This window comes from Streptomyces piniterrae (assembly GCF_005048155.1).
Lineage (GTDB): Bacteria > Actinomycetota > Actinomycetes > Streptomycetales > Streptomycetaceae > Streptomyces > Streptomyces piniterrae.
Genome location: NZ_SUMB01000005.1, coordinates 75,836 through 95,079 on the forward strand (window position 1 = coordinate 75,836; position 19,244 = coordinate 95,079).

General features: G+C 71.3%; 20 protein-coding genes. 11 read left to right on the plus strand and 9 right to left on the minus strand.

Translation table 11 applies throughout. The features are described from left to right. Positions 1–21 precede the first annotated feature (21 nt). Entirely contained in the window at positions 22–1,029 is a 1,008-nt protein-coding gene (locus tag FCH28_RS16665) for an aldo/keto reductase (protein ID WP_136740833.1), read from the minus strand. 174 nt (positions 1,030–1,203) lie between these two features. Here FCH28_RS16665 and FCH28_RS16670 point away from each other — a divergent pair, with 174 nt between their 5' ends. Next, on the plus strand, positions 1,204–2,118 hold the full coding sequence (locus FCH28_RS16670) for a helix-turn-helix domain-containing protein (RefSeq protein WP_136740834.1): 915 nt from the start codon (positions 1,204–1,206) through the stop codon (positions 2,116–2,118). 271 nt (positions 2,119–2,389) lie between these two features. Here the strand turns inward: FCH28_RS16670 and FCH28_RS16675 are convergent, their stop codons facing one another. Further along, positions 2,390–3,244 (minus strand): class I SAM-dependent methyltransferase, encoded by an 855-nt coding sequence (locus FCH28_RS16675; RefSeq protein ID WP_136740835.1) that lies wholly within the window; start codon positions 3,242–3,244, stop codon positions 2,390–2,392. A gap of 156 nt (positions 3,245–3,400) precedes the next feature. Between FCH28_RS16675 and mshA the strand changes: the two genes are divergently transcribed. Then, complete coding sequence (gene mshA, locus FCH28_RS16680) at positions 3,401–4,810, plus strand: D-inositol-3-phosphate glycosyltransferase (protein ID WP_136740836.1); 1,410 nt, start codon at positions 3,401–3,403, stop codon at positions 4,808–4,810. Continuing rightward, the gene (locus tag FCH28_RS16685; RefSeq protein ID WP_136740837.1) at positions 4,803–5,315 is read left to right on the plus strand and encodes a type III secretion system chaperone family protein; all 513 of its coding nucleotides are present in this window, start codon (positions 4,803–4,805) and stop codon (positions 5,313–5,315) included. Before mshA ends, FCH28_RS16685 begins: the two co-directional genes overlap by 8 nt. A gap of 62 nt (positions 5,316–5,377) precedes the next feature. On the opposite strand, the gene FCH28_RS16690 is transcribed toward FCH28_RS16685, so the two are convergent. From FCH28_RS16690 to FCH28_RS16700, 3 genes are all read right to left on the minus strand, one after another. Then, positions 5,378–6,667: an alpha/beta hydrolase family protein gene (locus FCH28_RS16690; protein ID WP_425471941.1), complete on the minus strand. Its 1,290-nt coding sequence runs from the start codon at positions 6,665–6,667 to the stop codon at positions 5,378–5,380. A 267-nt stretch (positions 6,668–6,934) separates the two neighbouring features. Then, positions 6,935–7,306 carry a deoxyxylulose-5-phosphate synthase gene (locus FCH28_RS16695; protein WP_136740839.1) on the minus strand — a complete coding sequence of 124 codons (372 nt, stop codon included), beginning with the start codon at positions 7,304–7,306 and terminating at the stop codon, positions 6,935–6,937. 133 nt (positions 7,307–7,439) lie between these two features. Continuing rightward, positions 7,440–8,867, minus strand: a complete 1,428-nt coding sequence (locus FCH28_RS16700; RefSeq protein ID WP_136740840.1) for an MDR family MFS transporter — start codon at positions 8,865–8,867, stop codon at positions 7,440–7,442. A gap of 266 nt (positions 8,868–9,133) precedes the next feature. Here FCH28_RS16700 and FCH28_RS16705 point away from each other — a divergent pair, with 266 nt between their 5' ends. Further along, on the plus strand, positions 9,134–9,895 hold the full coding sequence (locus FCH28_RS16705; RefSeq protein ID WP_136740841.1) for a phosphoglyceromutase: 762 nt from the start codon (positions 9,134–9,136) through the stop codon (positions 9,893–9,895). Positions 9,896–10,056: 161 nt separating this feature from the next. Here FCH28_RS16705 and FCH28_RS16710 read toward each other — a convergent pair whose 3' ends face one another. Continuing rightward, positions 10,057–10,509, minus strand: a complete 453-nt coding sequence (locus tag FCH28_RS16710) for a protein kilB (protein ID WP_136740842.1) — start codon at positions 10,507–10,509, stop codon at positions 10,057–10,059. A 296-nt stretch (positions 10,510–10,805) separates the two neighbouring features. Between FCH28_RS16710 and FCH28_RS16715 the strand changes: the two genes are divergently transcribed. After that, entirely contained in the window at positions 10,806–11,054 is a 249-nt protein-coding gene (locus tag FCH28_RS16715; RefSeq protein WP_136740843.1) for an SCO4226 family nickel-binding protein, read from the plus strand. Positions 11,055–11,240: 186 nt separating this feature from the next. Here FCH28_RS16715 and FCH28_RS38145 read toward each other — a convergent pair whose 3' ends face one another. Together FCH28_RS38145 and phoU are read right to left on the minus strand one after the other, a co-directional pair. Beyond that, positions 11,241–11,402 (minus strand): hypothetical protein, encoded by a 162-nt coding sequence (locus FCH28_RS38145; protein ID WP_169314180.1) that lies wholly within the window; start codon positions 11,400–11,402, stop codon positions 11,241–11,243. Positions 11,403–11,547: 145 nt separating this feature from the next. Beyond that, positions 11,548–12,228: a phosphate signaling complex protein PhoU gene (gene phoU / locus FCH28_RS16720; RefSeq protein ID WP_136740844.1), complete on the minus strand. Its 681-nt coding sequence runs from the start codon at positions 12,226–12,228 to the stop codon at positions 11,548–11,550. 602 nt (positions 12,229–12,830) lie between these two features. On the opposite strand from phoU, the gene phoR reads away from it, so the two are divergent. Beyond that, positions 12,831–14,102 (plus strand): two-component system sensor histidine kinase PhoR, encoded by a 1,272-nt coding sequence (gene phoR / locus FCH28_RS16725; protein ID WP_136740845.1) that lies wholly within the window; start codon positions 12,831–12,833, stop codon positions 14,100–14,102. Positions 14,103–14,107: 5 nt separating this feature from the next. Then, entirely contained in the window at positions 14,108–14,779 is a 672-nt protein-coding gene (gene phoP / locus FCH28_RS16730) for a two-component system response regulator PhoP (RefSeq protein ID WP_465270440.1), read from the plus strand. A gap of 95 nt (positions 14,780–14,874) precedes the next feature. Here phoP and FCH28_RS16735 read toward each other — a convergent pair whose 3' ends face one another. Beyond that, positions 14,875–15,540, minus strand: a complete 666-nt coding sequence (locus FCH28_RS16735; protein ID WP_136740846.1) for a copper chaperone PCu(A)C domain-containing protein — start codon at positions 15,538–15,540, stop codon at positions 14,875–14,877. Positions 15,541–16,438: 898 nt separating this feature from the next. On the opposite strand from FCH28_RS16735, the gene FCH28_RS16745 reads away from it, so the two are divergent. From FCH28_RS16745 to FCH28_RS16760, 4 genes are all read left to right on the plus strand, one after another. Beyond that, positions 16,439–16,921, plus strand: coding sequence for a CarD family transcriptional regulator (locus FCH28_RS16745; RefSeq protein WP_003953493.1), 483 nt, complete (start codon positions 16,439–16,441; stop codon positions 16,919–16,921). 466 nt (positions 16,922–17,387) lie between these two features. Continuing rightward, a complete protein-coding gene (gene ispD / locus FCH28_RS16750) occupies positions 17,388–18,134 on the plus strand; it encodes a 2-C-methyl-D-erythritol 4-phosphate cytidylyltransferase (protein WP_136740847.1) in 747 nt (248 codons plus the stop codon). Further along, the gene (gene ispF, locus FCH28_RS16755) at positions 18,121–18,651 is read left to right on the plus strand and encodes a 2-C-methyl-D-erythritol 2,4-cyclodiphosphate synthase (protein WP_425471943.1); all 531 of its coding nucleotides are present in this window, start codon (positions 18,121–18,123) and stop codon (positions 18,649–18,651) included. The genes ispD and ispF overlap by 14 nt, the downstream gene beginning before the upstream one ends. A gap of 130 nt (positions 18,652–18,781) precedes the next feature. Further along, positions 18,782–19,186, plus strand: coding sequence for a PPOX class F420-dependent oxidoreductase (locus tag FCH28_RS16760; protein ID WP_136740848.1), 405 nt, complete (start codon positions 18,782–18,784; stop codon positions 19,184–19,186). Positions 19,187–19,244 lie beyond the last annotated feature (58 nt).

Below are 19,244 nucleotides of genomic sequence, written 5' to 3' on the forward strand. Positions count from 1 at the left end.
GCCTTCCGGGCGCCGTCCGGGTCAGCGGCGGCGCAGCGACGCGTCCGCCACGGCCGGCGGGACGTAGTAACTGTCGGCGCGGTTGAGGTCGGTGCCCGGCGGAACGATCGCGTCGATCCGGTCCAGGACGTCCGCGCCGAGCATCACCTCCGCCCCCTCCAGGAGGCTGTCGAGCTGGTCGAGGGTGCGCGGCCCGATGATCACGGAGGTGACCGCCGGGTGGGCACGCACGAAAGCGGTCGCCAGGTGCGGAAGGGACAGCCCGGCCTCCGCGGCCACCTCCGACAGGGCGCCGACCGCCTCCGCCTTGCGGGCGTTCTCGGGGATCGACAGGTCGAACTTCTGGGTTTCGAGGCCGGCCCGTGAGCTGGCCGAGAGGTCGCGGCCGGACAGCCAGCCCGCGCTGAGCGGACCCCAGGTCAGCACGCCCATGCCGTAGCGTTGCGCGGTCGGCAGCACCGCGGCCTCCGCACCGCGCGCCAGCAGCGAGTACGGCGGCTGCTCGCTGCGGAAGCGGACATGGCCGCGGCGCTCGGCGGTCCACTGCGCCTCGACGATCTGCTCCGCGGGGAAGGTCGAGGTGCCGACCGCCCGCACCTTGCCGGACCGTACGAGGTCCGAGAGGGCGCCGAGCGTCTCGTCGATGTCGGTGGCCGGGTCGGGACGGTGCACCTGGTAGAGGTCGATGTGGTCGGTGCCGAGCCGGCGCAGGCTGTCCTCCACGGCCCGGACGATCCAACGGCGGGAGTTCCCGCCGTGGTTGGCGTCCGGGCCCATCGGGTTGAAGAACTTCGTCGCGAGGACGACATCGTCGCGGCGCCCCTTGAGGGCCTTGCCGACGATCTCCTCGGACTCGCCGGCCGCATACACGTCCGCGGTGTCGACGAGGTTGATACCGGCGTCCAGCGCCCGGTGCACGATCCGCACACCGTCGTCATGGTCGGTATTGCCCCAGGCACCGAGCATCATCGTGCCGAGCGCGTACTCGCTGACCGAGATACCGGTGCCGCCGAGAATCCTGCGGTTCATTCGCTGCTCCGTGGGGTGGTGTGTGGGGTGGTGCGTGGGGTGTGTGGGGCGCGGGTCGCGTCGCGGCCTCCCGTGCGTGGACCACCTTGCGGCGCGTACGCGGAGGCGACCAGGCCCGTCGCAGCCTGGGTCCGGCGGAACCACCCAACCGGCCGTGCGTCGCATACTGGACGGATGCTGCATGCGGATGTCGAGATCAGCTCGTTCCTCAAGGCGCGCCGCGCGGCGCTGGACCCGGCCGACCTGGGGCTTCCCGGCGGACTCAACCGCCGCCGGGTGCGGGGGCTGCGGCGCGAGGAGGTCGCGCAGCTCGCCGGCATCAGCGTCGACTACTACACCCGGATCGAGCAGGGCCGTGCGCACGCGATCTCGGACTCCGTCCTGGACGCCATCGCACGGGCGCTGCGGCTGACCGGTGGCGAGGTGACGTACCTCCGGAACGTGGCGGTGCCGCGCCGCCGCGGGGCCGATTTCCGGCCGACCGGTGACGGTCCCGGGCAGACAGGCGAAGGTCCCGGGCAGACCGTAAGGCCGGAGATCCGGCAGCTGCTGGACGCCATGGAGAGCACCGTGCCGGCCATGATCATGGGCCGTGGCCTGGACATCCTCGCCTGGAACACGCTGGCCGGCCGGGTCGGCTTCGACTTCGACGCGCTGGACCGCGATCGGTGCAATTCGGCGCTGCTGGTCTTCCTCGACCCCGCGGCGCGCGTGCTGCACCCGGAGTGGGACCGTATCGCCGAGGAGGTCGTCGGGAACCTGCGGGCGGAGAGCGGACGGCACCCCGACGACCCGCGGATCTGCGAGGTCGTCACCGAACTCCTCGACAGCAGTGCGGACTTCCGGCGGCTGTGGGAGGCGCAGGCGGTGCACGAATGCCTGCGTGGCAGCAAGCGGATCATCAACCCCCACGTCGGCGAGCTCCGCATCAGCTTCGAGAGCTTCCGGCTGGCCGACGACACCGACCAGGCGCTGGTGACGTACAGCGCACCGCCCGGCTCACCGACAGATCTACGGCTCCGACAGCTGGCGGGAAGGGAAGCGCTGGCCGCGGGGGCGGGGGAGGGAGCCGGGGCCGGGACGGCCTAGGCGGCCGGCCGCGCCGGGGGCGGTCCCCCGGGGGCGGGTGGCCCAGGCGGCTTGTCGCGGTAGGCGTCCGCCGGGAACACCTCTCCCCAGGAATACCGCCCACCGCGAACACACTCCCCAGGAATACCGCCCGCCGCCCCCGCGTTGTGGACCCGCAGGGGGCCCTCGCGACCCTTAGGGGATCTGTTCGAACAACCCTTAGGGGTTCCGCCCGCCCCTGGGTCGTACGCCACCGCCCCGCCCGGCCCCCAGCCGCCAGCCCCCGTCCCGCTCACCCCCGTGGCGCCAGTGCCTCCCACCGCACCGTGACCTCGCCCTGGCGCCTGCGGCGTGGGTCGCCGGTCAGGGGCCAGTCGGCCGCCAGGCTGCGTATGGCGGCGAGCCAGCGCTGGCGTGCGCCCAGCGCGCCCAGCGGAGCGGCCGCCGCCCAGGCGCGGTCGAAGTCGCGCAGGAAGGCGTGCACCGGCTCGCCCGGCACATTCCGGTGTATCAGCGCCTTCGGGAGGCGTTCGGCCAGGTCGGACGGGGTGTGCAGGGAGCCGAGCCGGGTGGCGAAGGTGACCGTACGGGGGCCCTCGGGGCCCAGCGCCACCCACACATGGCGCCGCCCTATCTCGTCGCAGGTGCCCTCGACCAGCAGCCCGCCGGGCGCCAGCCGCGCGCACAGCCGCTGCCATACGGCGGCGACCTCGCCCTCGTCGTACTGCCGCAGCACATTCGCGGCCCTTATCAGGACCGGCGCGCGCCCCCGGTCGCCCGGCAGCGGCACCTCGAAGCCGCCGTGGACGAATTCCAGTCCGGGCCGCTCGTACAGCTGGGCGGCCGCGACCCGCGCCGGCTCGATCTCTATGCCGACGACCTGCGCCTCCGGCCGGACCGTGCGCAGCCGGCCCAGCAGCTCCACGGCCGTCCAGGGCGCGGCGCCGTATCCGAGGTCGACGGCGACCGGATCGGCGGCCCGGCGCAGCTCGGCGCCGTGTTCGGCGGCGATCCAGCGGTCCATGCGGCGCAGCCGGTTGGGGTTGGTGGTGCCGCGGGTGACGTTTCCGACGGGCCGGGTCGGCGCGGACGCCGGAGCGGCGACGGCGGCGACGGGGGCGACGGAGAGGGTGGAGCGGCGGGCCATGCCATCGAGGGTATGGGGTCGCGCCGGCCATCCCGGCCGTAGGTCATGCTTTGGCAAACTGTAAAGACATGGCTCCGGACGGAAATGGATGGGCGGTTTCCGTTGTTGGAGGGGTTCGGAGGCGCGCAGCCCGCCTCGGCTAGGAGGTAGCTCGCAGTGAGCCAATACGTGTCCCGGCTCCGCAGCCGTTCCTACGGCCAGTTCGCGGGCCAGGCGAGACTGCGGCTGCCCGGCGGCGTGCGCCGTCCGCGCCGTGTCGCGATGCTCAGCGTGCACACCTCCCCGCTGCATCAGCCCGGCACCGGCGACGCCGGCGGCATGAACGTCTACATCGTCGAGCTGGCCAGGAAGCTCGCCTCGATCAACATCGAGGTGGAGATCTTCACGCGCGCCACCACCGGCGCCCTGCCGCCCGCCGTAGAGCTCGCCCCCGGCGTCCTCGTCCGGCATGTCGACGCGGGCCCGTACGAGGGCCTGGCCAAGGAAGAGCTGCCCGCGCAGCTGTGCGCCTTCACCCACGGCGTCATGCAGGCCTGGGCCGGCCACCGCCCCGGCTACTACGACCTCGTCCACTCCCACTACTGGCTCTCCGGGCACGTCGGCTGGCTCGCCTCCGAGCGCTGGGGCGTCCCGCTGGTGCACGCCATGCACACCATGGCCAAGGTCAAGAACGCCGCGCTCGCCGCCGGAGACGCCCCCGAGCCCGCCGCGCGCGTGATCGGCGAGACCCAGGTCGTACGCGCCGCGGACCGCCTGATAGCGAACACCGCCGAGGAGGCGGACGAGCTCGTACGGCATTACGAGGCGGACCCTGGCAAGGTCGCCGTCGTGCACCCGGGCGTCAACCTCGACCGGTTCCGGCCCACGGCGGAGAGGGCGGCCGAGGGCGAGCCGACCGGTGCCTCCGGCCGCGGCGTCGCGGAGAGCCGGGCCGCCGCCCGCGTCCGGCTCGGGCTCCCGCAGGACGCGATGATCCCGCTCTTCGCCGGCCGCATCCAGCCGCTGAAGGCCCCCGACGTCCTGCTGCGGGCGGTCGCCGTCCTCCTGACCGAGGAACCCTCCCTCCGCTCCCGCCTCGTCGTCCCGGTGGTCGGCGGGCCCAGCGGCAGCGGCCTGGCCAAGCCGGAGGGCCTGCAGAAGCTGGCCGCCCGGCTCGGCATCGCGGACATCGTGCAGTTCCGGCCGCCGGTCGGCCAGGAGCAGCTCGCCGACTGGTACCGCGCGGCATCCGTCCTGGTCATGCCGTCCTACAGCGAGTCGTTCGGCCTGGTCGCGATAGAGGCCCAGGCCTGTGGCACCCCGGTCGTCGCGGCCTCGGTCGGCGGCCTCCCGGTGGCCGTCCGGGACGGCGTCAGCGGCTTCCTCATACCGGGCCACGACCCGGCCGACTACGCCCGCGCGCTGCACCGCTTCGTGGCGGACCCGTCCCTGGCCACCCGCATGGGCGCCGAGGCCGCGCGGCACGCCCAGTCCTTCGGCTGGGACACCGCCGCCTCGGCGACCGGCGAGGTGTACACCGCGGCGATGCAGGAGCGCCGGCGTCACCTACGATCGCTGCATGGCTGACGTGGCGGAGACCGTGAACGACGCACGGCGGACGATCGAGGCGACCCTGGACGACGCCGGACTGGAGTGGGAGTCCCCGTCGGACGGCTCGTATGTCGTCAAGCTTCCGGGCACCCGCAAGCTCTCCACGACCTGCTCGCTGCTGGTCGGGCGGCACTCGCTGTCCGTGAACGCCTTCGTCGTACGGCACCCCGACGAGAACCATGAGGCGGTGCACCGCTGGCTCCTGGAGCGCAACACCCGCCTCTACGGCGTGAGTTACGCCATCGACAAGCTCGGCGACATCTATCTCGTCGGCAAGCTGCCGCTGGCCGCCGTCACCCCCGAGGAACTCGACCGCATCCTCGGCACCGTCCTGGAGAACGCCGACGGCTCATTCAACACGCTCCTCGAGATGGGCTTCGCCACGGCTATCCGCAAGGAGTACGAGTGGCGGGTGTCGCGCGGCGAGTCCACCCGCAACCTGGACGCCTTCGCGCATCTGACGGGCCGGGCTTCGGAGTAGGAGCGGGTCCGGGAGTTGCGGCGGGTTCCCGCGTTACGGCGGGTTCCGGCGCTGCTCGGTCGCTACCGTACGAACCGCACCTCCGGGTACCGGTCCGAGGGCCCGTCGAACAGCCCGCTGTCCCGTCCGCGCAGCCACCGGTCGAAGAACGCCGGGACATACGCCCGCTGTGCGGCGACCGCGCGGCCCGGGTCTATGGAGCCGATCATCTTGATCACCTCCTTCCGGCGCAGGTCCAGCCGCCGCGCGATCTGAGGTATCAGCGACTCCGCGTCCGTGTAACTCGCATGCGTGCTCCTGCCGAGCGTCAGGTCCCGGTGCCAGCCCGAGCTGTGCCCCCACACCGCGCCCCAGGAAGCGACGGTGTGATGGGTGTCCCCTTCCTTCCCCATCAGCAGTAGCGGCCGGTCGACGCCATCGAGGCCGACCGTCGACGGGTTCGACGGATCGTCATCGCGCTGGGTGTAGCCCATGACGCCGTCCATGTTCACCGCGGCCTTGATCCGCCGGTCGTCATGCATCGTCTGCGCCGCGGTGAACCCGCCGGCCGACTGTCCGAACATCCCTATGGCCTTGAGGTCCAGGGCTCCCCGCAGACCGGCCGGCAACGGGGAGGACCGACCCACCTTCGTCAACTCGTCCAGTACGAACCGGGTGTCGGCCACCCGCACCCCGCTGACCTTCTTCAGCAACTCCGTCATCCGGCCGGCCTTCTCGGCCCGCTCCATCTCCGCCGGCATCACACTGCGCGCCACGCGCCCGTCGGGGAACTCCACCCCGGCCGCCTCGTAGGTGTGGTCGATGCTCACCACCACATAGCCGCGGGAGGCCAGTTCGTCGCAGAGCGTGCTGCCCAGTGAGCGAGGATCACCGGCACCGGGGGAGTACAGGACCACAGGGAGCCGCCCCCGATGGCGGGCCACCGGCGCACCCTGGTGCGCGTGGGTGCGCGTTGCTCCCCAATCGACCTTCCCCTGCGGCACATACTTCGAGAAGCTGTTCAGCGCGTCGAACCCCGCCGCCTCACCCGGCAGCATCTGCGGCGCGAGCGGATACCGCCCTGCGTCCTCCTGCGCCGGATAGCGGACACTCACCATCAGCTCGCGGTGCGCTTGCCCGGTGACCCATGGATCGTGGCGCCGGTGGTCGACCAAGTGGAGTGAGGCCGTGCCGACTTGATGTGGCCCGGTGGGCGCGGGAAGCGTCATCCGCGCCGGATGAGCGTCGGCGGCCGAAGTACGTAAGGACGTATCCAAGGGGGCGTGTCCGGGGACGGGACCGGGCGCGGGCCGCTCCGTCCTGACCGCTCCCTGGGCCCCGGCCGCCGTCGCGACCAGCGCCGCAGCGACCACCAGTGCACCAACAGCCCCCGCCCTGCGCCACCTTCTCCGCTTCGCCGCGCTCCCGGCCCCGTTCCCGACCTCGGTCCCGGTCCTGCCGCCGGACTCGTTCCCGGCCCTGTCCCCGTCCCCGTTCCGCATGACGTCTCCCCCGTCCGTTCTCCCCCGCGGTTTCCTGCCGCACAGCCAGGATCTCGTCGTCAAGCGGCCCGATCAATCGGGGAAAACCCTGACTTCGCGGTGCGGCCGGCACGAACGATCACTGCGCCGAGGGGGGCCTCAACCGCGTTGAACAGCCGCGGACCACGGCACCTCGTATCGCACCAGCGCGCGGGCGAACGGCTCTCCCGTGGCCTTCGCATACGCCATCCGCTCCCGTACCTCGCCGAGCGTGCGCGGGCGGTATCCGGGCCCGCCGCAGCAGCTCTTATGGAAGCGAACGCCCGCGTTGAGCAGCACCGAGAGCACCCGCCAGCCGGCGGTGTCCCGTCGGCGCGGCGGTGCGAACGCGGAGCCGACGTGGATCAGCGGCTTCGCGCAGCGCGGGCAGCGCCGTCCGTGGTCGCCGTATGGCTGCTGGTGCCCGCCATAGGGCTGCTTGTACGAGGCCCGGCAGGGCAGGCAGACGTATGACGTCTTTCCGGAGGGCATACGGGGAGCGTAATCGGAGGCGGCGCCGGACTCGACGGGATTTCGGTCGACGGGATTTCGGTCGGCGGATTTCGGCTCGCAGGGATTTCGGCGCGGCGGACGGGCCGAATGCCGATGCGCCCGGCGGGGACGGTCACGCCACCGGTTCGGCCGACGCGGAGGCGGCGGACGTCCCCCTGCCACCGCTCGCCTCTGCGCCACCGTCGGCCCCCGCAGCACCGCTCGCGGCCTTGCCACCACCGCCACCGGCCCCCGCACCACCGCGCGCCGCGGCGTCCGCGACCACACCCCGCGTGGATTCCGCCCCTCCCGCCCCGCCCGCCGATGCGCCCGGCAGGCTTCGCAGCAGCACCCCGTACCCCACCGCAGCGACCGTGCCGACGGCCGCGCAGCCGGCCCACAGGGCGTCGGCCCCGTAGTGGTCGATCACCGTGCCGCCGATCAGAGGGGCCGTCAGAGAGGCGACCGACCAGGAGAGGGCGTACATGCCCTGGTAGCGGCCACGGCCATGGACCGGCGACAGCCGCACCACCAGCCCCATCTGCGTCGGCGAGTTGATGATCTCGCCGAGGGTCCAGACGGCCACCGCGACCGCGTACATCGCCACCGACCCTGCCAGTGCGGTCAGCCCGAAGCCGTACCCGGCGAGCAGTGCCGATCCGATCAGCAGCGTCGCGGGGCTGCGGTGCTCGATGAAGCGGGTCACGGGGATCTGCAACAGCACGATGAGTACGCCGTTGACCGCGATCACCAGGCCGAAGTCGGTGCTGGAGAAGCCGTCCTGACCCATCGACACCGGCATCGACACATACGCCTGCTGGAAGAGCAGGGCCAGGAGGAGGTTGAGGCCGACCACGGTCATGAAGCGTCCGTCGCGCAGGACGGTGAGCATGGAGATCCGGCCGGGGTCCGCGCCCCCGGCGTCCCGGGTGCCGTCCGCGCCGGTCGTGCTCGGCGCGTCCGGCCGCGACTCCGGCAGCTTCCAGAAGACGACCAGGGCGCAGGCCAGCACCAGCGTCGCCTCGCCCAGGAAGAGGGCCAGGTAGCCGTGCTCGGCGATCAGCCCGGCGGCGGTCGAGGAGATCGCGAAGCCCAGGTTGATCGCCCAGTAGTTGAGGGAGAACGCCCGCACGCGGTCCTCGGGGGCGACGATGTCCGCCATCATCGCCTGCACGGCGGGCCGCGAGGCGTTGGACGCCATGCCGACCAGGCACGCCACCGCCGCGATGGCGACCGGATGCTCCATGAACCCCAGCAGCGCCACGGAAGCCGCCGTCGACAGCTGTGCGATCAGCATGGTGGGCCGCCGGCCGAGCCGGTCGGTCAGCACGCCCGCCCCTATGGACGAGACCACACCGCCGAGCCCGTAGAGCGCGCCGACCAGGCCCGCGTACGAGGCGGAGAAGCCACGCTCGACGGTCAGGTAGAGCGCCAGGAAGGTGGCGACGAACGCCCCCAGCCGGTTGATCAACGTACTGGTCCACAGCCACCAGAACTGCCGGGGCAGACCGGAGACGCTCTCCGTGGCGGCGCGTCTGAGGCCGGTGATTGTTGCAGACATGACAGTTCCCCCGGGGATGTTCGGCGTGTCCACGTCAGTGGCGACTGTGAGAGTGGTGGGAGGGCGTGAGGGGTGGGAGTGGGGTGAGGGGTGGGAGCGATGTAAGTGGTGAGAATGCTGTTCGCAACCTACTTACGGGTCGGCTGTCACCGCCACTCAATTGACGGGAAGCGTCAAACGTCGCCGAGAAGGCCAGGTCGTCGCGGGGGAGCCCGGGCCCTGGACAGGCGCAAAGCCCGATCCGGAATTCGATTACGCTCGACGGCATGGCCGACGCACCGTACAAGCTGATCCTCCTCCGCCACGGCGAGAGCGAGTGGAACGCGAAGAACCTGTTCACCGGCTGGGTGGACGTCAACCTCAACGAGAAGGGCGAGAAGGAGGCGGTCCGCGGCGGAGAGCTGCTCAAGGACGCCGGTCTGCTCCCCGACGTGCTGCACACCTCCCTCCAGAAGCGCGCGATCCGCACCGCGCAGCTGGCCCTGGAGGCCGCCGACCGTCACTGGATCCCGGTCCACCGCAGCTGGCGGCTGAACGAGCGCCACTACGGCGCGCTGCAGGGCAAGGACAAGGCGCAGACGCTCGCCGAGTTCGGCGAGGAGCAGTTCATGCTCTGGCGCCGCTCGTACGACACCCCGCCGCCCGCCCTCGAGGACGGCTCCGAGTTCTCCCAGAGCGACGACCCGCGCTACGCGGACATCCCGCCGGAGCTCCGCCCGAAGACCGAGTGCCTCAAGGACGTCGTCTCCCGCATGCTGCCGTACTGGTACGACGGCATCGTCCCGGACCTCGTCGCCGGCCGCACGGTCCTGGTCGCCGCCCACGGCAACAGCCTGCGCGCCCTGGTCAAGCACCTCGACGGCATCTCCGACGCGGACATCGCCGGCCTGAACATCCCCACCGGCATCCCGCTCGCCTACGAGCTGGACGCCGACTTCCGCCCGGTCAAGCCGGGTGGCACCTACCTCGACCCGGAGGCCGCCAAGGCCGCCATCGAGGCAGTGAAGAACCAGGGCAAGAAGAAGTAAGAATCGCGATCACGCCCCTCACCCGCACGTTTGATGCGGGTGAGGGGCTGTCGTCGTTCTCGGGCGGGCTGCGGGCTGCGGGCTGCGGGCTGCGGGCTGCGGGCTGCGGGCTGCGGGCTGCGGGCCGTCCGGAGCATCGGGCCATGACCCGGCCGGCGATCTCAGGCCATGGCCCGGCCCGCGGCGGCGACCAGTTCGTCGGTCGCCGCGATGGCGGCCTCGCGGCGGGAGGCCAGGGCCGCGTGGTCGGTGGCGTCGCGCAGGTCGAACGCGGCCAGGGCGGCCTGGCGGGCCGGCTCGGCCAAAGACCGTTCCAGGACGGAGACCGCGACCAGCGGTCCGGTCACGGCCGAGCGCGTGGCGTGCGAGGCGGTGCGCGCCGCCTCGACGGCTTCCGTGCCCGCGCCGTCCAGGCGCAGGACCTCGCGATGCCACATGGCCCGCCGGTGGTCGCCCAGGGCGGCCACCAACTCGCCCAGCGCCTTGCGCAGCGCTTCGGCCCGCTGGTCGGCGCGGGCGGCGCTCTGCGCGATCCGCGCACTCTTGATCTGCAGCAGCCCGGTGAGCGCGCCCCCGAGCAGTGTGCCGACCACGGCAATGACGCTGGGCCACATCGTGAAGTCCTCCTTGAACGCAGAGACGGCGGGCTTCGGGCACGGCCGCCCGCCGGGCGTACCACCTGGCAGGCGTGATCCCGTCAGCCCCCGGTGCGCTTGAGGGGACGCCCTGCGGAGACGGCCGGTTGCCGATCGGGATCCGCCGTCCCGAGGTCCGGGACGGGCGTACCGGCATCCCGCGCCAGTAGGGCGATATGGGGCAAATGGATGCAGCATGTTGAGAGGGGGGCGACGTCGAACGGTGCGCGTTCGTCCGAAGCCGGAGGGGGCCGCAAGCTGGAGAGGTGAGTCAGATGGCCGAATTCATGGACATTCATCACGGCATGAAGGGCATCACGGCCGAGCAGCTCAGGGAGGCGCACAACGCTGATCTCGCGATCGAGGGGCAGGAAAACGTCCACTTCACCCGCGCCTGGGCGGACCCCGACGCCGGCGACGTCTTCTGCCTCTCCGAGGCGCCATCGGCGGAAGCCGTGCAGCGTGTGCACGAGCGCGCCGGCCACAAGGCGGACGAGATACACCCGGTGCCGCTGACGATCTGACGCGGCCCGGAAGACACAACGGAAGACACAACGGATGACACAACGGAAGACACAACGGCAAACGCACCGGAGGGCACACCGGCAATCACGCCGGCCGACCAGCGGAAAACACAGCGGCCCCGACCCGGCGGAACGCCGGTCGGGGCCGTTGTGGTCGCGCTGTCACCGTCGCGCCGGCGGGGCCGGCTAGCCGCAGCCGCCGCCGCACTGGCACGGCCCGCCGGACTGGCAGCCGCAGGCGCAGCCGGGGCCGCAGCCGCAGGCGCCGAGCAGCGGGAGCCGCGGACGTTCGACGGCCGGCGGGTCGTCGTGGGGCGTGGGGTTGGGGGAGTCCGCCATGTGCGCCATGAGTTTCCTCCTAGGGGTCACCGGGTGCCCAGTTCTGCCCATTGCATGCCCCGGCCGAGAGGCGCGTCAACGGCGCGTGGAGGCACACGTCAACGGCGCACGGTGGTGTGGGGGACGGGATCGTGCCCCTTCGCCACCGCCGTGCTCAGGCGCCCTCGACCGCCGTCGTCGGCGGAGCGATCTCGTCCGCGTGCTCGCCGGTGACCAGGTAGACGACCCGCTTGGCCACGGAGACCGCGTGGTCCGCGAAGCGCTCGTAGTAGCGGCCCAGCAGCGTCACGTCCACGGCCGTCTCGATGCCGTGCTTCCAGCGGTCGTCCATGAGGTGCTGGAAGAGCGCGCGGTGCAGCAGGTCCATGGCGTCGTCGTCCTGCTCCAGCTGAAGCGCCAGATCGACGTCCTTGGTGATGATGACCTCGGCGGCCTTGGCCATCAGGCGCTGCGCCAGCTGCCCCATCTCCAGGATCGTGGCGTGCAGATCGCGCGGCACGGCCGTCTCCGGGAAGCGCAGCCGGGCCAGCTTGGCCACATGCTGGGCGAGGTCGCCGGAACGCTCCAGGTCGGCGCTCATCCGCAGGGACGTGACGACGATCCGCAGGTCGGTGGCGACCGGCTGCTGCCGCGCCAGAAGGGCGATCGCCCGCGCCTCCAGATCGCGCTGGAGGTCGTCGACCTTCTCGTCGGCGGCGATCACGTTCTCGGCCAGCTTCAGGTCCGCGTCGAGTATCGCCGTGGTGGCGCGCCCGATCGCGGAGCCGACGAGCCGGGCCATCTCGACCAGGCCCTCGCCGATCGAATCCAGCTCCTCGTGGTACGCGTCCCGCATCAGTGACCTTCTCTCGCATCGAGTGGTGGTGTGGATCCGAAGGGGAACGGATCCGTGGGGTCGGGTGGGTATGTGTCCTGTGGGTCCACCAGGTCCGGTGGGGCCTGTGGATCCGGTGGGGTGTGGAAGGTGGGGAACAGGGCGAGCGGTTGCTCTGGGGTCCTGCTCCGGTTCCTGCGCTCTTTCCTACGCTCCCACGGGTCGTGCCCGCGCGGCCGGTGAATCAGGGGGAGCCGAGAAGAGCGGGTGACCCCCGGTTCTCGGCCGCGTCGGTGCGGGATCGATTCCTCACCCGCACCCTCACACTGCGGGGGCATCGCGACCTCCGGTGCCACCGGGAGTTAACCGTCGCCGTCGTGAAGGTGAACTCTGGGCGACGTGACCGCTGCCCCGAGTCCGGCGGTCCGGTTCACCTGACCGCGCCCCGGGCCGGTCGAGCGGTCGCCCCGGCCGCCTTGGGGCGTCTGGTCCGCGGCCGCGGTATCCGCCCTGCCCTCCGGAGTGAACCACCACCGACGCCTCGGTGAACTCTGGGCGACGTGTGTCCGGGGAGGGGCTCGCACGACTGGGGAAGTGTCCGACCCGGCGCATAACCTGGTGTCATGAACGTGGATGCGGCCGTTGCCGCCGTGGCAGCGATCGCCGGGCTGTGTACCGGCGTCTTCGCCATGCTGGCGTTCCGCTGGAGCGAGCGGGACCAGGCCAAGCCCACCCGCACCTCCCTGCACACCGACGCCGTACTGCCGCCCGGCGTCGACACCGTGCTCTCCGTGCTGCGCTCGTCCGCCGTGGTCCTCGACGAGGCCGACGCCGTCGTGAAGGCCAGCTCCGCAGCGTACGCCCTCGGGCTGGTCCGGGGCGGCAAGCTCGCCGTCGAGCCGATGATGCAGATGGCCCGCGACACCCGCAGGGACGGCGAGATACGCCAGGTCGAGCTGGATCTGCCGCGCCGCGGCACCGGCCGCGGGGACGCGCTCGCCGTCTCCGCCCGGGTCGCCCCGCTCGGCTCCCGGCTCGTCCTCCTCCTGGTCGAGGACCTCACCGAGGCCCGCCGCATAGAGGCGGTCCGCCGCGACTTCGTCGCCAACGTCAGCCATGAGCTCAAGACCCCGGTCGGCGCCCTCTCGCTGCTCTCCGAAGCCGTGATGGACGCCAGCGACGACCCCGAGGCCGTCACCCGCTTCGCCGGCCGTATGCAGAACGAGGCCACCCGCCTGACCAGCCTCGTCCAGGAACTCATCGACCTCTCCCGGGTCCAGAACGACGACCCGCTGGAGGACGCCGAGCCGGTCCGGGTGGACGAACTGGTCGCCGAGGCGATCGACCGCTGCCGCCAGCAGGCCGGCACCAAACAGATCACCATGGCCGCCGGAGGCACCGCCGACCTGCACGTATGGGGCAATCGCGGCCAGCTCGCGGCCGCCCTCGGCAATCTCGTCGAGAACGCCGTCAACTACTCCCCGGCGCGCACCCGCGTCGGGATCGCCGGCCGCCGGGTCCCCGCACCCGGTGGCGACCTGATCGAGATCGCGGTGACCGACCAGGGCATCGGGATATCCGAGAAGGACCGGGACCGCGTCTTCGAGCGGTTCTACCGAGTGGACCCGGCGCGCTCGCGCGCCACCGGCGGGACCGGCCTCGGCCTCGCCATCGTCAAGCACGTGGCCGCCTCCCATGGCGGAGAGGTCACGGTGTGGAGCGCTGAGGGACAGGGCTCCACCTTCACCCTGCGTCTCCCCGAAGCCGGTGCCGTACGCGACCGCGAACGGCCCCCGGACCTCGACATCGCGGAGGCCCTCGACGACGAGGACCGCCCGTACGAGACCTTCAACGAACCGCTCCCTGCTCACCCTGCCCCGGAGGTCCTTCCGTGACCCGAGTGCTTGTCGTCGAGGACGAGGAATCGTTCAGCGATGCACTGTCGTACATGCTCCGCAAGGAGGGTTTCGAGGTCGCCATCGCGGCTACGGGCCCCGATGGACTGGACGAGTTCGAGCGCAACGGCGCCGACCTCGTCCTTCTGGACCTGATGCTGCCGGGCCTGCCCGGCACCGAGGTCTGCCGCCAGCTGCGCGGCCGCTCCAACGTCCCGGTCATCATGGTGACCGCCAAGGACAGTGAGATCGACAAGGTGGTCGGCCTGGAAATAGGAGCCGACGACTACGTCACCAAGCCCTTCTCCTCCCGCGAACTGGTCGCCCGCATCCGCGCGGTGCTGCGCCGCCGCGGCGAGCCGGAGGAGGTCACCCCGCAGGCCCTGGAGGCCGGCCCGGTCCGGATGGACGTGGACCGCCATGTCGTCACCGTCTCCGGCGGCAAGGTCGACCTGCCGCTCAAGGAGTTCGACCTCCTGGAGATGCTGCTGCGCAACGCCGGCCGGGTGCTGACCCGTATGCAGCTCATCGACCGGGTGTGGGGCGCCGACTACGTGGGCGACACCAAGACCCTGGATGTGCACGTCAAGCGGCTGCGCGCCAAGATCGAGCCGGACCCGGGCGCCCCGCGCTATCTGGTCACGGTCCGCGGTCTGGGCTACAAGTTCGAGCCGTAAGCCCGCCGGCCGCACGCCGGTGGGGTGCGCCGAATCCACGCGTCAGGGGCGCCCGTCCGATCCGGACGGGCGCCCCTGACGCGTATCTGGCCGGGTCAGTGACCCTCGTGCGCCCCGTGCGCCTCGTTCGTGGCCTTGCCGGTCGGCGAGGCGGCGCCGGTCGGGGTGGCCTCGCCGGTCGGCGTGGCCGACTCCGACGGCTTGGCGGTGCCCGACGGGGTCGCCGAGCCGGACGGCTGCGGCACCTCGCTGGGGCCCCAGCCCGTGAAGTACTTCTGCGCCGGGACGACGAACGCCGCGATGTCGATCTTGCCCGCGGAGCTGAAGTTGAAGGTCAGCGGCTGCGAGCCGCCGTCCTTGACCGACTCGCGGCCGCTCGCCAGGACGGCCGCGGCGTTGCCCTCGCCGCCGATCACGACGGAGCCGCCGGCCGGCACGGTGATCGGACCCGAGGCACCCTTGGCGGGGCTCAGCTTGGCCGACTTGCCGGTGCCGTCGACGCTGATGGCGGTCAGCTTCTGGTCCTTGGCACCGTTGTTGAACAGCGTCACGGAGATCACGGCCGGGCCCTTGGCGTTCAGGTCCGGCTGGGTGATCACATTCGCGTTCTGGATCTTGATGTCGCCGACGGCGGTCGCGGCGTTGTCCGGCTTCACCTGCAGCGTCTGGGCATCGTTCCCGGCACCGCACGCGGAGAGCGAGGCGATCGAGAGCGAAAGGACGGTGGCGGCGAGGACGCCGCGTCGAAGGCTGCGGCTCACGGCGGCGGCATCTCCTTGACGAGCTACGGCGGCCGAACTTCGTGCCCGGTCGCGGATGGACGGCTGGGGCGGCCGTTGCGTACGCGTCATACGACGGGTGCGTAAAGCCGCCCTAAGGGTGTGTCAGCGCCGCTAGGTTACCGAGCCGTCCTCACGCCGCCGCACCCGACCCGCCCCCAGCGTGATCAGGCGCCCGTCGCGGGCCGAGGTATCCGCCGGCATCCGGCGCGCCCGGCCCCGCGACGGAAGGACGACGGACCACCGTCGGGAAGCCCGCGGCACGCCCATCGCCGTGGCAGGATCCCCGCTTCGGCACCCCGTTTCGGTATCGCTCGGCATCGCGCCTCGGGGTCGCCCTTCGGCATCCCCCTTCGAGATCTCGTACGCATCTCTTCGCCGCCGATTTGAGGATCCCGTTCCCGTTCCTCTCCACCGGCTCTCCACTTCCTCGATGTACTCGGAGAACGCGGATGAATATTCGGCACGGCCGTTCGGGTGGTGTCCTGCCGGTTTCCCGAGGTGAAAAGCAGTATTCGCAGGGAATGTGTGCGCCCCGCGGAATTGATCACGCCCCTCCGTCGGCCGAAGTTGATCAATTCGAGAATCGAGCCGGAGCCGCCCGCGACCAACCGAACGGAGTAGCGGAAGTCGCTCATACGGATCCGTGCAAAACGGGACGTACATCACGTCGATCATCCCGTTCCCGGTGTGTGACAGGCACGTTTCACCTCCCCCGTGGAGCCCCTCCGACCTGCGAATACCCGCGTACGGCGACCCCTCGCAGCACGTTCCGGGCGCTGTTGTCAAGCCCCGAGATATGCCCTGACCTGCGAAAACGCCATTCAGAACGGCCCGTTCCCGTGTTAGCATGGATAGCCACGGAAGGGGTACCTGTCACATGACGTTCAAGGTTGGCGACACCGTGGTCTATCCCCATCACGGGGCCGCGCTGATCGAGGCCATCGAAACTCGCCAGATCAAAGGCGTGGACAAGACCTACTTGGTGCTGAAGGTCGCCCAGGGCGACCTGACTGTTCGTGTTCCAGCGGACAATGCGGAGTTCGTCGGCGTACGCGACGTGGTTGGCCAGGACGGGCTGGACCGGGTCTTCGAGGTGCTCCGCGCACCATATGCCGAAGAGCCTACGAACTGGTCCCGTCGCTACAAGGCAAATCTTGAGAAGCTCGCTTCCGGCGACGTGATCAAGGTTGCCGAGGTCGTGCGCGATCTCTGGCGTCGTGAGCGCGAGCGCGGGCTCTCCGCCGGTGAGAAGAGGATGCTTGCCAAGGCGCGCCAGATTCTGGTGAGCGAGCTTGCCCTCGCGGAGAACACCAACGAAGACAAGGCCGAGGCTCTGCTCGACGAGGTCCTCGCGTCCTGACGACGCAGTGTGCGAATGCTGTGTGAATCCACGTAACCATGTGATTCGACGATGTTGATTCGACGAAGCGGCGAGAAATCTGCGACGTGAATCGGCACTGCGTTTATCTGGCACCGGGTACATGTGGCGAGCGGGTGCATGTGACAAGCCCTGTCGTGAGACAAGCCCTGTCATGTGACAAGTCCTGTGGCATGTGATTCACGGTGACGTGTGAGGCAACGCAGTACTGCCGCGGTGCCCGAGTGACGACCGTCCGCCTAGCGGAGCGGTCTGTTGCCGGGCGCTGCGGCATATCTGCGGCCGGTCGCCCCGTGGTGTGCCGGGCTCGGGCAGCTTCCTCGACCGATGTCACGGAAGGGTCCGGTCAAGGCATCGCGCCCGGCACGCTCAGGCCATACCCACCTCGGCCGAGGAAACAAACCTGTCTGCGCCAATTCCGGGCTCGCCCCGGACTCCGGAGCCCTCGATGTCAGATCCCTCCCGCCCGATCCGCACCGCCGCGGTGATCCCCGCCGCCGGCCGCGGTGTCCGGCTCGGCCCCGGCGCCCCCAAGGCGCTGCGCGCGCTGGGCGGCACCCCCATGCTGGTGCACGCCGTCCGTGCGATGGCCGCCTCGCGCGCCGTCTCCGTCGTCGTCGTGGTCGCCCCGCCCGACGGCGCCGCCGAGGTCCGCCACCTCCTCAACGAGCATCCGCTCACCGACCGGACCGACCTCGTGGTGGTGCCCGGCGGCGAGACCCGCCAGGAATCCGTACGGCTCGGTCTGGCGGCGCTGCCGGACGCCGTCGACGTGGTGCTGGTGCATGACGCGGCGCGTCCGCTGGTGCCCGTCGACACCGTCGACTCGGTGATCGCGGCGGTGCGCGGCGGCGCGCCGGCCGTCGTGCCCGCGCTGCCGCTCGCCGACACCGTCAAGCAGGTCGAGCCGCAGCCGCAGGGCACCCCGGAGCCGGTCGTCGGCACCCCGGAGCGCGCCCTGCTGCGTGCCGTGCAGACCCCGCAGGGCTTCGACCGGGAGACCCTGCTCAAGGCGCATGACACGGTCGTCGAGGGCGAGGGCGCCACGGACGACGCCGGGCTGGTCGAACGGCTCGGGACGCCGGTCGTCGTCGTCCCGGGGCATGAGGAGGCGTTCAAGGTGACCCGCCCGCTGGACCTGGTGCTGGCCGAGGCCGTACTCGCCCGTAGGAGGGCCACCGATGGCTATGTCTGAGGCCGCCGCGGCCGGGCTCCCCGGCGCCCCCCTCGTCCCGCTCGTCGGCATCGGCACGGACGTGCACGCCTTCGAGCGCGGCCGCGAGCTGTGGTGCGCCGGGCTTCTGTGGGACGAGTCCCACAGCGGCGGCTACGGCCTTGCCGGGCACAGCGACGGCGATGTGGCCGCGCACGCCGCCTGCGACGCGCTGTTCTCGGCGGCCGGCATCGGCGACCTCGGCGCGCATTTCGGCACCGACCGCCCGGAGTGGTCCGGCGCCTCCGGTGTGACGCTGCTGGCCGAGGCCGCGCGCATCGTGCGGGCCGAGGGCTTCACGATCGGCAATGTCGCGGTGCAGGTCATCGGCGTACGGCCGAAGGTCGGCAAGCGGCGGGACGAGGCGCAGAAGGCGCTGTCGGCGGCGGTCGGCGCGCCGGTCTCGGTGTCCGGGACGACGTCGGACGGGCTGGGGCTCACCGGCCGCGCCGAGGGGCTGGCCGCGGTCGCCACGGCGATCGTCTTCCGTACGGCCTGAGAGGGCCGAGGTGGGGCGCGGCGGCGCCCGGCGTTCCCCCGTACGGCCGGGAATGCCGGACGCCGCACGGGTGTTGGGGGAGCATCGGAGTACTCGTGTCCACCGGTACGGCTCGCAGGAAGGACCCCTCGTGAGTGCCACACTGTCCGATGCCCTCAAGGAACTCCTCGACACCCCCGTCTTCGTGACGGTGGCGACCATCCAGCCCGACGGCAGCCCCCAGGTGTCCCCGGTCTGGACCCGGCGGGACGGCGACGACGTGCTGATCTCGACGACGGTCGACCGCCGCAAGGCCGCCAATCTGCGCCGCGACCCCCGTGTGAGCATCGTCGTCCAGCCCTTCGACGACCCGTATCACTACGCCGAGATCCGCGGTTCCGCCTCGCTCACCACCGAGGGCGGCCCAGAGCTGATCGATGAGCTGTCCCTGAAGTACACGGGCAAGCCGTACGCGGAGTTCAACCCCGCGGCCAAGAACGACGCCGAGCGGCTGGTCGTACGGGTCACCCCGCGAAAGGTGGTCGGCACCCTCTGAGGGCGGGACGCCCGGCGGTCTCCGCGTGACCCGGGCCACTGCGCGTTTCGGCGGATAT

Bases quoted from the DNA above. Each gene is read 5' to 3' on its own strand.
- FCH28_RS16665 (WP_136740833.1), bottom strand. From the start codon at position 1,029: ATGAACCGCAGGATTCTCGGCGGCACCGGTATCTCGGTCAGCGAGTAC.
- FCH28_RS16670 (WP_136740834.1), top strand. From the start codon at position 1,204: ATGCTGCATGCGGATGTCGAGATCAGCTCGTTCCTCAAGGCGCGCCGC.
- FCH28_RS16675 (WP_136740835.1), bottom strand. From the start codon at position 3,244: ATGGCCCGCCGCTCCACCCTCTCCGTCGCCCCCGTCGCCGCCGTCGCC.
- FCH28_RS16685 (WP_136740837.1), top strand. From the start codon at position 4,803: ATGGCTGACGTGGCGGAGACCGTGAACGACGCACGGCGGACGATCGAG.
- FCH28_RS16695 (WP_136740839.1), bottom strand. From the start codon at position 7,306: ATGCCCTCCGGAAAGACGTCATACGTCTGCCTGCCCTGCCGGGCCTCG.
- FCH28_RS16700 (WP_136740840.1), bottom strand. From the start codon at position 8,867: ATGTCTGCAACAATCACCGGCCTCAGACGCGCCGCCACGGAGAGCGTC.
- FCH28_RS16705 (WP_136740841.1), top strand. From the start codon at position 9,134: ATGGCCGACGCACCGTACAAGCTGATCCTCCTCCGCCACGGCGAGAGC.
- FCH28_RS16710 (WP_136740842.1), bottom strand. From the start codon at position 10,509: ATGTGGCCCAGCGTCATTGCCGTGGTCGGCACACTGCTCGGGGGCGCG.
- FCH28_RS16715 (WP_136740843.1), top strand. From the start codon at position 10,806: ATGGCCGAATTCATGGACATTCATCACGGCATGAAGGGCATCACGGCC.
- FCH28_RS38145 (WP_169314180.1), bottom strand. From the start codon at position 11,402: ATGGCGCACATGGCGGACTCCCCCAACCCCACGCCCCACGACGACCCG.
- phoU (WP_136740844.1), bottom strand. From the start codon at position 12,228: ATGCGGGACGCGTACCACGAGGAGCTGGATTCGATCGGCGAGGGCCTG.
- phoR (WP_136740845.1), top strand. From the start codon at position 12,831: ATGAACGTGGATGCGGCCGTTGCCGCCGTGGCAGCGATCGCCGGGCTG.
- FCH28_RS16745 (WP_003953493.1), top strand. From the start codon at position 16,439: ATGACGTTCAAGGTTGGCGACACCGTGGTCTATCCCCATCACGGGGCC.
- ispD (WP_136740847.1), top strand. From the start codon at position 17,388: ATGTCAGATCCCTCCCGCCCGATCCGCACCGCCGCGGTGATCCCCGCC.
- ispF (WP_425471943.1), top strand. From the start codon at position 18,121: ATGGCTATGTCTGAGGCCGCCGCGGCCGGGCTCCCCGGCGCCCCCCTC.